Source organism: Sphingobium sp. YBL2 (genome assembly GCF_000943805.1).
Classification (GTDB): Bacteria; Pseudomonadota; Alphaproteobacteria; order Sphingomonadales; family Sphingomonadaceae; genus Sphingobium; species Sphingobium fuliginis.
Map to the genome: position 1 here is coordinate 3,964,022 of NZ_CP010954.1, position 13,201 is coordinate 3,977,222.

The 13,201-nt window shown below is 63.6% G+C and carries 14 protein-coding genes; 4 read left to right on the top strand and 10 right to left on the bottom strand.

Annotated features, from left to right (window positions below):
* Positions 1 to 3 precede the first annotated feature (3 nt).
* The 5 genes from TZ53_RS18250 to TZ53_RS18270 are packed head-to-tail and all read right to left on the bottom strand — an operon-like array spanning position 4 to position 4,615.
* The gene (locus TZ53_RS18250; RefSeq protein ID WP_044662232.1) at positions 4 to 636 is read right to left on the bottom strand and encodes a TetR/AcrR family transcriptional regulator; all 633 of its coding nucleotides are present in this window, start codon (positions 634 to 636) and stop codon (positions 4 to 6) included.
* Complete coding sequence (locus TZ53_RS18255) at positions 633 to 1,445, bottom strand: SDR family NAD(P)-dependent oxidoreductase (RefSeq protein ID WP_044662233.1); 813 nt, start codon at positions 1,443 to 1,445, stop codon at positions 633 to 635. Before TZ53_RS18255 ends, TZ53_RS18250 begins: the two co-directional genes overlap by 4 nt.
* Complete coding sequence (locus TZ53_RS18260) at positions 1,442 to 2,611, bottom strand: NAD(P)/FAD-dependent oxidoreductase (RefSeq protein WP_044662234.1); 1,170 nt, start codon at positions 2,609 to 2,611, stop codon at positions 1,442 to 1,444. The genes TZ53_RS18255 and TZ53_RS18260 overlap by 4 nt, the downstream gene beginning before the upstream one ends.
* A gap of 14 nt (positions 2,612 to 2,625) precedes the next feature.
* The gene (locus TZ53_RS18265) at positions 2,626 to 3,201 is read right to left on the bottom strand and encodes an aromatic-ring-hydroxylating dioxygenase subunit beta (protein WP_044662235.1); all 576 of its coding nucleotides are present in this window, start codon (positions 3,199 to 3,201) and stop codon (positions 2,626 to 2,628) included.
* Positions 3,202 to 3,229: 28 nt separating this feature from the next.
* The gene (locus TZ53_RS18270) at positions 3,230 to 4,615 is read right to left on the bottom strand and encodes an aromatic ring-hydroxylating dioxygenase subunit alpha (RefSeq protein WP_044662236.1); all 1,386 of its coding nucleotides are present in this window, start codon (positions 4,613 to 4,615) and stop codon (positions 3,230 to 3,232) included.
* Between the two features lie 98 nt (positions 4,616 to 4,713).
* Here TZ53_RS18270 and TZ53_RS18275 point away from each other — a divergent pair, with 98 nt between their 5' ends.
* Together TZ53_RS18275 and TZ53_RS18280 are read left to right on the top strand one after the other, a co-directional pair.
* Positions 4,714 to 4,920, top strand: a complete 207-nt coding sequence (locus TZ53_RS18275) for a ferredoxin (RefSeq protein WP_044662237.1) — start codon at positions 4,714 to 4,716, stop codon at positions 4,918 to 4,920.
* 113 nt (positions 4,921 to 5,033) lie between these two features.
* The gene (locus tag TZ53_RS18280; protein WP_076605696.1) at positions 5,034 to 6,182 is read left to right on the top strand and encodes an NADH:flavin oxidoreductase; all 1,149 of its coding nucleotides are present in this window, start codon (positions 5,034 to 5,036) and stop codon (positions 6,180 to 6,182) included.
* A 30-nt stretch (positions 6,183 to 6,212) separates the two neighbouring features.
* Here the strand turns inward: TZ53_RS18280 and TZ53_RS18285 are convergent, their stop codons facing one another.
* From TZ53_RS18285 to TZ53_RS18305, 5 genes are all read right to left on the bottom strand, one after another.
* A complete protein-coding gene (locus TZ53_RS18285; RefSeq protein WP_044662239.1) occupies positions 6,213 to 6,938 on the bottom strand; it encodes an SDR family oxidoreductase in 726 nt (241 codons plus the stop codon).
* A gap of 22 nt (positions 6,939 to 6,960) precedes the next feature.
* On the bottom strand, positions 6,961 to 7,962 hold the full coding sequence (locus TZ53_RS18290; protein ID WP_044662240.1) for an NADP-dependent oxidoreductase: 1,002 nt from the start codon (positions 7,960 to 7,962) through the stop codon (positions 6,961 to 6,963).
* Complete coding sequence (locus TZ53_RS18295) at positions 7,955 to 8,398, bottom strand: nuclear transport factor 2 family protein (protein WP_044662241.1); 444 nt, start codon at positions 8,396 to 8,398, stop codon at positions 7,955 to 7,957. Before TZ53_RS18295 ends, TZ53_RS18290 begins: the two co-directional genes overlap by 8 nt.
* Before the next feature lie 141 nt (positions 8,399 to 8,539).
* Positions 8,540 to 10,876, bottom strand: a complete 2,337-nt coding sequence (locus tag TZ53_RS18300) for a membrane-bound PQQ-dependent dehydrogenase, glucose/quinate/shikimate family (RefSeq protein ID WP_044662242.1) — start codon at positions 10,874 to 10,876, stop codon at positions 8,540 to 8,542.
* 37 nt (positions 10,877 to 10,913) lie between these two features.
* Positions 10,914 to 11,369, bottom strand: a complete 456-nt coding sequence (locus TZ53_RS18305) for a nuclear transport factor 2 family protein (RefSeq protein ID WP_044662243.1) — start codon at positions 11,367 to 11,369, stop codon at positions 10,914 to 10,916.
* 160 nt (positions 11,370 to 11,529) lie between these two features.
* On the opposite strand from TZ53_RS18305, the gene TZ53_RS18310 reads away from it, so the two are divergent.
* Together TZ53_RS18310 and TZ53_RS18315 are read left to right on the top strand one after the other, a co-directional pair.
* Positions 11,530 to 12,054, top strand: a complete 525-nt coding sequence (locus TZ53_RS18310; RefSeq protein WP_017180908.1) for an ester cyclase — start codon at positions 11,530 to 11,532, stop codon at positions 12,052 to 12,054.
* An 85-nt stretch (positions 12,055 to 12,139) separates the two neighbouring features.
* Positions 12,140 to 13,198, top strand: coding sequence for a hypothetical protein (locus TZ53_RS18315; protein ID WP_235600740.1), 1,059 nt, complete (start codon positions 12,140 to 12,142; stop codon positions 13,196 to 13,198).
* Positions 13,199 to 13,201: the final 3 nt, after the last annotated feature.

A 13,201-nucleotide genomic window follows, 5' to 3' on the forward strand; every position in this document is an offset into this window, starting at 1 on the left:
AGTTCATCCTTTCTTATGTTCGCTATGGTGTGCGGCGATCTGCAATGCCCAGTCGCACAATCGATCGGGGGCGCTGTTCCAGATGGCCAGCCAATCCGGGGTGGCGGGAATGATGAGCGTGCTCAGTTGCAGGCGGACCATGGTGTCGCAGAAGGCGTCCCGGTTGATCCGTTGGCCGATCAGGCTTTCGAAATGGTCGAAGACGGGCTCTAGCGCACGCTGGACGGCGGCCTTGTGCCGGCCGAAATGATTGCGCAGGAAATTGAGATGGAAGGCCGGTTCGACCTCGAAAATGCCTTCGGGCGAACGCTCGATCGTGAAGCGGCTGTAAAAGCGCATCACCGCGCGGAAGCGTTCGATTGGTTCGGCAATGCCTTCGCCCGATTCGACAATGCCTTTTTCGAAGCTGCTGCAAACATATTCGCTGAAGGCCGCCAGCACTTCTTCCTTGGACGCGAAATAACGGTAGAGCGTGCCGCGCGAAACGCCGCTGCTTTCGCTGATGTCGCTCATCGACAGGCGCCGCGCGCCGATGGAGTTGATCGCGCGCAACGTGCCGTCCATGATCTTCTGGACGCTGCCGGACTGATCCGTCGCGACGATTTCACTCCAGTCGGTGTGCGGCATCAATTTCATGTCTGGGCTTCCATCTCGGCGAGGTTGTGCGGAACGCTGACATAGCCTGGTAGATGCTGACCGCCATCCACATTGATCAGCTCGCCATTGACGAAGCGCGACATCTCGGACGCTAGGAACAGGACGACCGGGCCGATGTCCTTTTCGGGATCGCCCGCGCGTTTGAGCGGGTTGCTGGCTGTCGCCATCTCAAGGAAGCCGGGGACGTTTTCCGCGAGGTCTGCAAACACCTGCCCCATACCGGTCGGCGCGATGGCGTTGGTGCGGATGTTGAAGCGTCCCCATTCGACCGCGGCGGTCCGGGTAAGCCCCAGGATCGCACCCTTGTTCATATTATAGTCGGCGTGGAGCCAGGCGCCGGTCTGAGCGTCGATCGAATAGAAGTTGATGATTGAACCTCCACCGCGCGCCTTCATATGCGGGAAGGCGGCGCGCATGGCCCACCAGCTGCCCCAGGTGCCGATCTCCAGCGTCCGCTGGAGCATCTCATCCGTCTTCTGTTCGAGGAGGACGTTGGGCGAAAGCTGCGACGCGTTGTTGACCAATATGTCCAGCCCGCCAAATTCGCTGACGGCGCGCTCGATCATCGCCTCTACTTCGGTCTTGACGCCCATGTCGGCGGACATGCCGACGGCGCGGACGCCGAAGCTTTGCGTGATGTCCGCGGCGACCGTTTCAGCGGCGGCGCCATCCCGGCCGGTGATCAGGAGATGCGCGCCCGCCTGTGCAAGGCAGCGGGAAATCCCGTAACCCAGCCCCTTCGCGCCGCCGGTGACGATCGCGACCTTGTCCTTCACCAGTCCCGTCACGCTGCCACTCCTGTCATCTGCTCGCTCAGGGCACGGTCCATGTCCATGCGGTCCTGGCAATAGTCTTTCGTGAAAACATAGCCGCGGATCGCTCCGTCCGCGTCGTGATAATGATATTTCAGCCCGCGCTCGTCATTGGCGACTTCCTGCCATTGCCCGTCCACGCCGACAGGCGCGGGCAGCAGGACGACAGGATAGGCGGTCGTCTTGACCTGGACCGACAGCGGCGGGAAGCGGATGTCCGTCGGCGTGCCCAACGCACCGGGCGCGATGGCGCGGGCCGCCGCCATGATCGGGGTGACATAGGCCGCCAATCCCTGCGGATATTCGGCGCAATCGCCGATGGCATAAATGGCGGGATCGCTGGTGCGGCCGGTCTGATCGACCTTGATGCCGCGCGCGACCTCCAGCCCGGCCTCCTGCGCAAGCGCGATATGCGGGCGCAACCCGACGGCGGACAGAACAGCCGCCGCCTCGATCACCAGGCCGTCGTCCAGTTCGGCCCGGATGCCGCTGTCGCCCTTGTGGATGGCCAACACCTTGCGGCCCAGATGCCATTCCACGCCCTTTTCGGCCAGCGCGTCCCGGATCATCTGGCCGACGCCCGGCGGCACGAGTTGGGCGAGGGGGTGGCCAAGCATGTCGACGACCACCGGCCGATATCCGCTGGCCGACAGATCGTTGGCGAATTCGGTGCCGACAAGGCCTCCGCCCATGACCAGCACGCGGGCGCCGTCCGGCAATTTTTCCCGGAACTCGCGATAATTGTCGAGATTGTTGACCGCGAGCGCGCGGTGCGCGGCGTCCCCATCGATCGGCGGGCGAACCGGATCGGCGCCCAACGCCAGCACCAGCCGATCGTAGAAGATCGGCCCGCCGGTCGTCAGAACGGCCTTGTCCTGCCGGTCGATCGCTTCGACGATACGGCCGGCCCGAAGGTCGAGCTTCAACTGCGCGACCATCTTTTCCGCCGGCGTGGTGATCAGCGTATCGGCCACCTTGCCCTTGGCGAGTGCGGTCGACAAAGCGGGCTTGGAGTAGAAATGCCCGTCATCCTGCGTGACCAGCGTCAGCCGGGCGTCCGGCGCAAGCTTGCGAAGCTCACGCAGAACGCCATAGCCGGCAAGGCCGCTGCCGACGACCACGATATGCGGGGTTCCCGTCACCTAAGCCGCTCCGGTCAGAGGAAGATGGCGAAGTTGGACATGCCCAGCGTCGACTGGTCGACGATGATTTCACGGCTGGCCAGCTTGTACGCGCCGTCAACCAGCCGCCAGATGTCGCGGCGTTCGGCGCTGATCGTCTCGTTCTCCGGATTGTCCAGGCGGCTGCGCTCGACATAGAGGTAGCTCACCACCTCGTATTCGCCAGCCGTTTCGCTCTCGGCGATGCGGACATTGGTGACGAAGCGGCGCGTGCGGGATGGTGGATCTTCGGCCCAGGCGCTCTTCGCCAGGCGACCGGTCCGCATCAGGATCGAACCGTAATTCTCGTCGAAATGCTTCATCGTGCGCACCACGTCGCGGTCCTTGTTCGGGCCGTTGCGGGTGAGGCGAAGGGGAGCGGTGTAGCTCAGATCCTGTTCCAGATAGGCCACCCAGTCGTCGAACCGGCGTTCGTCGAGCGCGGCGGCTTCGTCATAGAGGGTTTCGAGCAGGCGGTTATAGACTTCCGACCCGAGCGGCACCCGCTTGGTGGAGACAAGACCGCGCAGCACGCTGGTCTTGTCGATGGCGGCGGTCGCGTAGTTCACCATGATATCTGTCCTCTCTCGTCGCGACGGCTCAGGCTTCGGCCATCAGATTGTAATAGGCCATCCACCAGGCCCATTGCGTGTCGTCCTTGGTGAAGCCGGGATAGAGATCGCCCCCGCCGACCCATCCTTCGGGACGCTCATGGCCGTGCAGCGCCTGATATTTGAGCGTGACGGTCTTGCTCATATGACCACGCGAGTTGCGCATGATCTGCGGCCAGGTGTCGGCGTCGTCCTGCTCGATCGTGCCCGACGTGCCGGTCGACCAGATGGCGTTCTGGAGCATGTCGCGCTTCACATCTTCCGGCGCATCCTTTTCCGCGAAGATGAAGTTCACGAACTCCACCTTGTCCGGCCCCTTGGGCACATAGGTGTGCAACGACAGAGCGCCCGACGCGCCGCCATCCGTGCGGGGGGCGAAGATGAAGGCTATCAGAATGTTCGGGAACATGCCGCCGACCTGGGGCGGGATGTTGGCCAACTGCTTGACCTGGTCCTCCGACAGATTCTTGAACAGCTGCGGGATCAATTCCTTGGTGATGCCCGGTGGCGGCAGCAGATGGAGCCGTTCCTCCGTCGTTTTTCCTTCGAAGCTGACGTCGGCGAACATCTTGAAGGTCTGCGCCGCCTCCAGGCAACGCAGCGTGTGACCCTGCGGCACCGAAAGGTCGACGCCATACATGCCCGGCGCGGTGTCGTAGATCGACTCGGCCGTGCCGCCCATGATGCCGCCTTCCATCAGCGAACGATGCAGGGTCAGGGTATGGAAGCCGTCCGATCCGGACTGTTCGCCGGGAATCTTCCAGTTGCACGGCAGCACGAAACGCTGCGGCGGGCCAAGCATCTCAAGACCATTGTCTGTCCGGCAGAAAAGCTGATCGAGGTAGAATTTGGCATCGCCCAGATAATCCTCGAACGACAGATCCTTGTTCCAGGTGGCGAAGATCAGGCCGCCATAGAGATGGACCCGGGCCTTTTTGAGTCCCAGTTCATCCTTGGAGCGCTTGTTGCCGTGCATCTGCTCCTTTTCGATTGGGGCGCCGATGAAGCTGCCGTCCGAGCGGAAGGCCCAGCCATGGTAGATGCAGCGATGAGCGTGGGCATTGCCCGCTTCGGCCGTGCAGACCTTCATGCCGCGATGGGGGCAGACGTTCAGCATGACGTGGATTTCGCCGCTGCGGTCGCGCGAGACGATCACATTGTCTTCGGCCATGTCGCGCATGACATAGTCGCCGGCCTTGGGAATTTCCGATTCATGGCCAAGGAGCAGCCAGGTGCGGGCGAACACCCGCTCCATCTCCAGCTCATACAGCTCCTTGTCATTCATCACGCGCAGCGACACCTCGTTCATGTCGCGGTTGATGAGATCGTCAAGCGTCGTTCCGTCGCTCAGCGTCAGCCCGGCATTGTGCAGCATCTTGCTCTCCTGGAGAATTTCCTTGATTGAGTCGTGTTATACATATTGAACTAAATCTGTTCAAGGTGTAATGTGAGCCAAGAAGAAGGAGAGGCTGGATGAGCCAGAAACTGAAAGTGGTGATCGATAAGGCGGCATGCTGCGGTTATGGCGTGTGCGCCGAAATTTGCCCCCAAGTGTACAAGCTTGACGCCAATGGCATCGTGTATGTCGACGACGAAATCGTTCCCGAAGGACTGGAGGAGCAGGCCCGGGAAGGCGCCGAGGCCTGTCCGCAGTCCGCCCTTGCCGTCGGAGCCGCCTGAGTCGACCCGAGCATGCGCGGGTCCTGGGTGCGGATGTCCTGTCACAGGATAGGTTTTCGGCGCCCGTCCCCTGATGCACGGTCTTTTGACAGGCAGAGGAGAGGATCGCTTTGATGGGGCAGGCCGAGATTTTATACACACCGTTCACAATGGGCTCGCTGCACCTGCGCAACCGGTTCGTGATGGCGCCGATGACGCGCAATTTCTCGCCGGGCGGCATCCCCTCGGACGGTGTGGCGGGCTATTATCGACGACGGGCCGAAGCCGATGTGGGCCTGATCATTACCGAAGGGGTGGGCGTGGACCATCCCGCCGCCGTGGGACGTGAAACCATGGGGGGTGGCGCTTCGCCCGTCCTGCATGGCGACGAAGCGCTCGCGCGCTGGCGCACCATCGTGGACGGCGTGCATGCGGCGGGCGGCCTCATCATCCCTCAGCTGTGGCATCAGGGCGTCATACGCGTGCCGGGCACGGGCTATCATCCCGATGCGCCCTCGGCGCGACCCTCGGGCATTTGGGGGCCGACCGACAAGGCGATGGTCTCTCCCGACTATCTGGAACAGGTGCGCACGCCCACCGCCCCGCTGACCGACAGCGAGATCGGCGACCTGATTGCCGCCTTCGCCCGCAGCGCGGCCAATGCGAAGGCGGTGGGCTTTGATGGCGTGGCCCTGCATGGCGCGCATGGCTATCTGATCGACAGTTTCCTGTGGCGCCATACCAATGTGCGGGACGACCGCTGGGGCGGCGGGATCGCTGAGCGCGCGCGCTTCGCGGTCGAACTGATGCGGGCGATCCGGGCCGTGACCGCCCCCGACTTTCCGGTCATCTTCCGCTTCTCCCAGTGGAAGCTGCAGGATTATGACGCGCGCAATGCGGAGACGCCGGCGGAACTGGAAGCGATGCTCGCTCCGCTCGTTGAGGCGGGGGTGGATATATTCGACGCCAGCACCCGCATTTTCACGGCGCCGGCCTTCGAAGGTTCCGACATGGGGCTGGCGGGCTGGATCAGGAAGCTGACTGGCAAGCCGACCATAGCGGTCGGCGGCGTGGGCCTCAGCAAGGATCTGCAATCCTCCTTCGCGCAGCCGACCGTCATGACCGACAATCTGGCGCTGGTGGCCGACAGGATGGCGCGGGGCGAATTCGACCTGATCGCGGTCGGCCGCGCCCTCCTGATGGACGCGCAATGGGTGGCGAAGATGCGCGATGGCGGCGCGGTCAATCCGTTCCGGCTGGACGCCTACGCCACGCTTGACTGATGACAGGACGCTCCGGCACAGGCCGGGGCGTCAATGACTGTCCGCTGCGGCATAGACCTGGATGCGCGCGATATTGGTGCGTTCGGACTGTTGCGCGATGACGGCGACGGCTTCCGCAATGTCGCGGGGTTGCATCGGCGGGATGAAGCTGTCCCAGGACGGTTGCCCCCTGGCCTTCATATCCTCGAAAATCTCGGTGCTGGTCGTGCCCGGCGCAACGATCCCTACCTTGACGCCCGATCCGGCAAGCTCGACGCGAAGACAGTCGGTAAAGGCCTCCAGCGCGCGCTTGAGGCCGCCATAGACGCCCACGCCGGGGGCGGTGATGTTCGCGCCGATGCTGGATATGTTGATGATCTGCCCTCTTCCGGCCGCCTTCATTGTCCGCGCGAAAAGGGTGCTGGCGCGCACCACTGCCTCATAGTTGATCGCGATCATAGGGCGGAGTTGGTCGAGGTCGAATGCGTCGATCGGCGCAGCATGCAGCATACCGGCATTGTTGACCAATATGTCGGCCCGGCTGAAGTGACCCAAGACGAAATCATGCAGCCTTTGCGGCGCGTCAGGATCCGCCATATCTGCTGCGTAGGCCGTGCTGCCACGGCCCAGTTCATCGGCCAGTGCGGTGAGGCGGTCGGCGCGGCGGGCGACCAGCACCAGGGTTGCGCCCGCTTCAGCAAGCGCACGGGCGCTGGCAGCGCCGATGCCCGACGATGCGCCGGTAACGATGGCGATTTGCCCTTCCAGAGACTCCATGACGTTATGTCCTCTTCCCAGATCAGACGAGACGGATGAGCCGCTTGCCGTCATTTTCGCCGCGATAAAGACCGGCGAGCGCGTCGGGGCAGGCCTCGATCCCCTCCAGTATGTCCTCGCGCCAGGTGAGGTGGCCCTGCGCGATCCATGTCCGCAATTGTGCCGTCGCTTCGGCATAGCGATCGAGATGGTCGAAGATGACGAAGCCCTCCATGCGGGCGCGCTTGACCAGCAGATGCCGTTCGACGCGCGGCCCCATAGGCCATGGATCCCAGCGGTCGATCGATGCCGTTCCGCACACTATGACGCGCCCGCGTTGGGCCAGATGCGGCAGAACCGAGTCGCTGATCGCCCCTGCGACATTGTCGAAATAAATGTCGATTCCCTCCGGGGCATGTTCGGCGATCGCCGCGCTTATGTTCCCGGCCCGATAATCGATGGCGCGGTCATAGCCATATTCCTCCACGCAGCGCCGCACCTTGGTCGGCCCGCCCGCGATGCCGATCGTGCGGCAACCAAGGATGTGGGCGATCTGGCCGACGGCCGAACCGACGGCACCGGCCGCCGTGGATACCGCGATGGTCTCGCCTGCGCGGGGCTGGCCGACCAGTGTGAGCGCGAGATAGGCCGTCATGCCGTTGATGCCCAGAATGCCTAGCGACGCCCGCATCTCGGCCGCGGTGGTGCGCTGCACGACCTCATCGGCTGGGACACAGGCGTAATCCTGCCAGCCGAACCAGCCGGACACATACTCGCCGACAGCATAGTCGGGATGTGCAGAGGCCACCACCTCGCCCGACGCCAGGCTGCGCATGACCGAGCCGATGGCGACGGGCACGGCATAATTGCCCGCATCGGCGATCCAGCCGCGCATGGCGGGTTCGATCGAGAGATAATGATTGCGCACCAGTATCTGGCCCGGCGCGGGCTGTTGGATCGGCGCATGCCCGATCGCGAAATTTTCCGCCTGCGCGATTCCCGCCGGACGCGACGTCAACAGGACCTGACGGTTGAGATCAGTCATCCAGCCCTGCCTTGACCATGGTGAACTTTCGACGGGAAATCTTCCAGCCGTCCGATGTGCGGACCAGGCAATCGTCATAATAGCCGGCCGCGCGATGGGTGACGCCGCCTTGGGCCGCCTCCGGCAGGATTGCGTCGACATAGCTGCGCGCGTGCACCTGGTCGTCGCGCTTCTCTATCACGATATTGGTGATGCGGTGCAGCGTCGGCCCCATGTGGCGGTGCGCATCGGCCATATATTCGGCGATTTCACGCGGCCCGCGCCAATGTCCGAAGCTGCCGTAATCGGTCTCGCAATCCTGGGCGAAGCAGGTCCGGAAAAGCGGCCAGTCCCGCGTGTCGATGCTGGTGGCGTAACGCAGCAGCACATGTTTGATCTCGCGTTCATCGTCGGCGCCGACGGGCAAGCGTCTCACCAGACCGCCATGTGCAGACATGTTTTCCTCCCCTTGTTTCCCGAAGAAACATAAAGCCCCTTAGGCCAATCTTGCCCGCCAAAGGATAGGATCGGGCGGCATCTTCCCGCGACTCGTCGCGTTTACTTGGCTAGTGCTGAGGCGCCCGTTTCTCGCTCCCCGCTATTGCTTGGGCAGGGCATAGGCGATCAACGCATCGCTCGCACCTGACAGCATGGCGCCGTGTCCGCCCGAGGCGATCACCACGAACTGGCGTCCGCTGGCATTCGACCAATAGGTGGTGGGGGAGGCGTTGCCACCCGCCGGCAAGCGCGCCTTCCACAGCAACCGGCCGGTCGTGGTTTCATAGGCGCGGAACATATGCTCCTGCGTCGCACCGATGAAGGTGAGGCCGCTCGCGGTCGCCACCGATCCGCCGATATTGGGCACACCCATGGGAATCGGCACGAAGGTCGGCAGGGCCAGCGGGCCGCTGTCGCGCGAGGTGCCGAACAGTCGGCTCCACACCAGCTTGCCGGTCTTCAGGTCTACCGCGTTGATTCGGCCATAGGGGGGCTGCTGGCACGGAATGGCGAGGGGGGAGAGGAAGGGCGCGATATGGGCGGCATAGGCCACGCCCATCTGGGCGACGGGGCCACCGACATCGCTCATATGGGCGGCGGTCATCGGCCTGATGCCCTGCCGGTCCGCAACGGCGCGGGGGATCAGGCGGTTATAGTTGCCGACCTGATTGTTGTTGACGATCATCAGGCCGCGCCCGGGATCGACCGATACGCCGCCCCAGTCGATGCCGCCCAGATAGCCGGGCCAGGTGAGGGTTGGATGCTCGGTGGACAGCGGGGTCATGTCCCCGTCGAAGCGGGCCTGGCGGAAGCGGATGCGGCACATCGCCTGGTCGATCGGTGTCAGGCCCCACATGCCCTTTTCCGTCGGACGCGGACCGCCGAAACTGGGCATGCCGACCGAATAGGGCTGGGTTTTCGAAAGGCGTTCGCCGGGAACGGCGCCCTGCGGGACGGGGCGTTCCTCCACCGGCAGAATGGGCTTGCCAGTCGCCCGGTCGAGGAAGAAAATCTCCCCACGCTTGGTCGGCTGGAGCAGGCCGCGCACGCCGCCCGGGAGGTCGACCAGCGTGGGCTGGGCGGGCACGTCATAGTCCCACAGGTCATGATGGGTCGTCTGGAAGGACCAGCGCACCGCCCCGCTTTCCGCGTCGAGCGCCAGCACGGCGCTGGAATAGCGATCGTCATTGGCGGTGCGATGTCCCCCGAAATAGTCGGGCGTAGCGTTCCCCGTGGGCACATAGACGAGGCCCAGCCTGTCGTCTGAACTCATCGGCGCCCAGCTATTGGGTGTGCCCGGCGTGAAGACGCCGCCGGGCGGCGGCGGGCCGTGATCGTCGGGGCGGCCGATGTCGAAGGCCCAGGAAAAATCGCCCGTGACGGCATCGAACGCCCGGATCACGCCCGAAGGCTCCCGGATTTTCTGACCATCCATCACCCAGCCGCCCAGGACGAGGCGGCCGCGCACGAGGGCGGGGGGCGAGGTGACGAAATAATAGCCCTTGTCGATCGTGCCCAGTCCCGTTTTCAGATCGACCTGTCCGCCCTGCCCGAAGCCGGGGCATAGCCTGCCGGTGGCGGCATCGAGTGCGATCAGCCGCGCGTCGAGTGTCGCGGTGTAGATGCGTTCGGCGCAGTCGCCCTGGGCTTGCGGGATGCGATAATAAGTGACGCCGCGGCAGACGAGGCCATAGACGCCGGCCAGATCGGTCTTGGGCTGGTGCCGCCATAATTGTCGGCCCGTTTCGGGGTCGAGCGCGATCACATCATTATTGCCCGCGCACAGGAAAAGGCGATTGCCCACTTTGAGCGGATTGGCCTGAAAGGCGGTGCCTTGCTTGCCGTCTGTCAGCTTGCCGGTGTGGTAGGTCCACGCCCTTTCCAGATTGCCGACATTCGCGGGCGTGATCTGCGCAAGTGGCGAGTAGCGCGACCCGCCCCGGTCGTTGCCATAGGCGACCCAGTCGCCATCGGCTGCTCGTGCAGGTGCGGCGCCCCAGAGCGTGCTGGGCGCTGACGGCGAACGATCCGCCCAGAAAGCGCTGCCGATGCCGCCTATGACGAGCAGGAGAAGAGCCGGCCACAGCGCGCGGGCGGCGGGCAGGGGACGGCCAAGCCCGACATGCTGCCGATAAAAGGGGGTGAGCATGTAGAAGCCCATGGCGACGGGCATGGCCAACCGAGGCGCCAGCGCCCAGCCGTCCAGTCCAACTTCCCAGAGCGACCAGCCCAGATTGGCGACGAGAAAGGTCCAAAAGAGGGTGATCGAGAGCGGCGAACGACGCCAGCCGAGAAACGCGGTGACCGTCATGACGAGGCCGGACACGCAATACCAGATCGACCCGCCGAGCAGCGCGAGCTGCCCGCCAAGCCAGAGCAGCGACAGGCCCGCGAGGAGCAGAACCAGAACGAACAGCATGTTCAGAAAGCGGCGCATCGGCTCCCCTCGAAATCCCAAAAGGCTTGGAAAGCAATCAGGCGGGCAATTGGGCCGCGAGCCAGTCCGGCACATTGATCCGGTAGCACTTCTGTTCATAGAGGCGGCTGATCTTCCAGCCCTGCGCGGTGCGGACGAATTCATGATGATACCAGAGACCGAAGACCAAAGTATCGGTCATTTCGCCATTGCTGACCGTCATCGGATTGTAGCAGGCGGTTTTGGTCTTCGCCCGGTCGCCCGTGATCTGATATTGGGTGGTGGACACGGCATGTTGAAAGGCCAGGATCGGCGTCAGGCTTGCAGAGAGAAATGCCTTGATTTCCGCAAGGCTTCCGACCACGCCCACCATTTCGGAATAGTCGATCACCGCATCGTCGGTAAAATAGCGGTCCAGCGCGTCCCAGTCGCGCGTATCCACTGCGTAGCAATAGCCTACGATCAGGTCCTGAATTTCGAACCGGTCCGACATCTCCTGCAGGGTCAGTGTCATGGCCTCTCCTCCGTCTCACTCATTCTATAGAATCTCCGCTGGCACAGAGGAGGAGGTTCGCCGCCTTCCATTAGGTAGGTGCCGAGCGCGGTGGCTATGGGGAAGAAACCACAGCCCTCGGGACCGATCCCGCGGACCGTTTTTGATCAAGGAGACTATTATGGGCCTCGCCCCGTTCACGGAAGCCGATTTCGTCCTGTCCAAGGAGAAGCGGGCAGACATCACAGCCGGGCTGACCGAGCGGCAGGCGTTCATGGTCAATCACTGGATGGACCTGCATGAAGTCATCAATCGCGGCGATTGGGACGGAATGGACGCATTCTTCAATACCGACACGATGACCTACGACAACCCGAACCGGCCCGACCTTGGCACCTATCATGTGTGGAAGACCTCGCCGCAGGGCCTCTACAAGACCTTCCCGCCCAGCATCTATCGCACGCTGAAGGCCTGGGGCCGCGGCGAGGACGAGATCTGCGTACTGTGCCATCATCATGGCAAACATACCGGCGGTCCCTATATGGGCGTTCAACCCACCGGCAACGACCTCAACGTCCTGTGGTTCTCGTGGCTGCGCTTCCGGGGCGACAAGATCGATCATATCTATTCGATCTCCGACGTGCTGACGATGCTGAAGGATCTGGAAGTCATCGACGTTCCCCAGCCCGTCGACCCCTATAAGTGACCGACAGGCCGGACCGGCGCGGCGAGGGCGCGCCGGTCCGGCGAAGGAGGGCGTCGGTGTTTGGAATGGAAGGATGAGCAAGGGCATGAAGCGCTCAGTCGAACTGAAGATCGATGTCAGCGAGGCGGCGGCCCTCGGCATTGCCGCCCATGTGGCGATCACGGTTCATCTTCCGGATATGACGGCATTGGCCAATCCCACGACCGTCTGCTTCGCTTTTCCCGGCGGGGGCTATTGCCGGCGCTATTACAGCTTCGACATGCCGGATGGGTCGGGCGGCGGGGAAGCGGGTTTCCATTGCAAGCGCGGATGGATTTTTGTCGCCTGCGATCATCTGGGATTTGGCGAGTCCACCATCCCGGAAGGCAATGCCCTCAATCTCGATAATGTGGCGGCGGCCAACGACGCGATGGTGCGCCAGGTCATGGCCCGGCTGGAAGCGGGCACGCTCGTCGATGGACTGGACCCGATCGTCGACGCCACATGCCTTGGCATAGGCCAGTCGATGGGCGGATGCTTCACGGTCGTCGCGCAGGGCAATCACCAGACATTCCACGGCATCGGCGTGCTGGGCTATAGCGGCGTCCATACTGTCGTGCCGACCCGGCCGCGCCAGCCGCCCGCCGCGTGGCCCTGGATTTCGCGCCGTTCATCGCTCGATGCCCCGCATGTCCTGAACGCGGCGGCGCTGGCTCAAGCTCCGGGCGTGAAGCTGGGCGACGCCGAAGCGCTCCAGGCGGCGGCAAGGGCAGGCGAGCATCCTTTCCAATGGTCCTTCCACCATGATGACGAGCCTGCGGATATCGTCACGCTCGACATGATGGCGTCCGCAGGACTGGTCGATCCGCTGCCCGAATGGCGTTCGGCGACCACGCCGCCTTGCGGCGTATATATGGTCGCGCCGGGCGCGGTGGCGCTCGAAGCAGCGGTCGTACGCGTCCCCGTGCTGATCGCGGTGGGCGAGCGCGACGTTGTCCCGGATCCATTGGGCGAGCCCCGGGCCTATAAAAGCGCGGAAGACATCCAGCTCTTCATTTGTCCCCGGATGGCGCACATGCATAATTTCGCGCCGACCCGCGTCCGCTTCTGGGAGCGCATTCACAATTGGGGCGATGGCGTCGCGGCGCAGCGGCGGCTGGGTTGAGCG

What these genes read in the sequence shown, in the direction of transcription:
- TZ53_RS18290 (WP_044662240.1), bottom strand. Translation starts at nt 7,962, where the DNA reads ATGACTGATCTCAACCGTCAGGTCCTGTTGACGTCGCGTCCGGCGGGA.
- TZ53_RS18280 (WP_076605696.1), top strand. Translation starts at nt 5,034, where the DNA reads ATGGGGCAGGCCGAGATTTTATACACACCGTTCACAATGGGCTCGCTG.
- TZ53_RS18285 (WP_044662239.1), bottom strand. Translation starts at nt 6,938, where the DNA reads ATGGAGTCTCTGGAAGGGCAAATCGCCATCGTTACCGGCGCATCGTCG.
- TZ53_RS18305 (WP_044662243.1), bottom strand. Translation starts at nt 11,369, where the DNA reads ATGACACTGACCCTGCAGGAGATGTCGGACCGGTTCGAAATTCAGGAC.
- TZ53_RS18300 (WP_044662242.1), bottom strand. Translation starts at nt 10,876, where the DNA reads ATGCGCCGCTTTCTGAACATGCTGTTCGTTCTGGTTCTGCTCCTCGCG.
- TZ53_RS18250 (WP_044662232.1), bottom strand. Translation starts at nt 636, where the DNA reads ATGAAATTGATGCCGCACACCGACTGGAGTGAAATCGTCGCGACGGAT.
- TZ53_RS18315 (WP_235600740.1), top strand. Translation starts at nt 12,140, where the DNA reads ATGAAGCGCTCAGTCGAACTGAAGATCGATGTCAGCGAGGCGGCGGCC.
- TZ53_RS18265 (WP_044662235.1), bottom strand. Translation starts at nt 3,201, where the DNA reads ATGGTGAACTACGCGACCGCCGCCATCGACAAGACCAGCGTGCTGCGC.
- TZ53_RS18275 (WP_044662237.1), top strand. Translation starts at nt 4,714, where the DNA reads ATGAGCCAGAAACTGAAAGTGGTGATCGATAAGGCGGCATGCTGCGGT.
- TZ53_RS18295 (WP_044662241.1), bottom strand. Translation starts at nt 8,398, where the DNA reads ATGTCTGCACATGGCGGTCTGGTGAGACGCTTGCCCGTCGGCGCCGAC.
- TZ53_RS18310 (WP_017180908.1), top strand. Translation starts at nt 11,530, where the DNA reads ATGGGCCTCGCCCCGTTCACGGAAGCCGATTTCGTCCTGTCCAAGGAG.
- TZ53_RS18270 (WP_044662236.1), bottom strand. Translation starts at nt 4,615, where the DNA reads ATGCTGCACAATGCCGGGCTGACGCTGAGCGACGGAACGACGCTTGAC.